The organism is Bacillus pretiosus (genome assembly GCF_051294775.1).
GTDB classification, from domain to species: domain Bacteria; phylum Bacillota; class Bacilli; order Bacillales; family Bacillaceae_G; genus Bacillus_A; species Bacillus_A wiedmannii.
Genome location: NZ_JBPPHF010000678.1, coordinates 1 through 278, shown reverse-complemented (window position 1 = coordinate 278; position 278 = coordinate 1). Strand labels below are relative to the sequence as shown.

Genomic DNA, 278 nt, shown 5'->3' with positions numbered 1-278 from the left:
ATATGAATGATCTGTATTATAACCGTCGCCGTAAAGAAGAAGCTGAACAAAAATTCGATGCTACATATTGTGATTTACAGACGATACTCAAACAATCTGATTTTATTGTTCTTCTTACTCCATTAACAGATGAAACGTATCATCTTATCGGAGAAAAGGAATTTTCATTAATGAAAGAAACAGCAATCGTCATTAATGCCTCTCGCGGAAAAACAGTAGATGAAGAAGCGTTAATACATGCGTTTACAGAAATGAAAATCTTTGCAGCAGGAATTGAC

The 278-nt window shown here is 34.2% G+C and carries 1 protein-coding gene; it reads left to right on the top strand.

What is annotated here, in order from left to right:
* Positions 1–278: NAD(P)-dependent oxidoreductase (locus ACSG5Z_RS32660; protein WP_435713016.1), on the top strand; the 278-nt coding region annotated here is incomplete at both ends.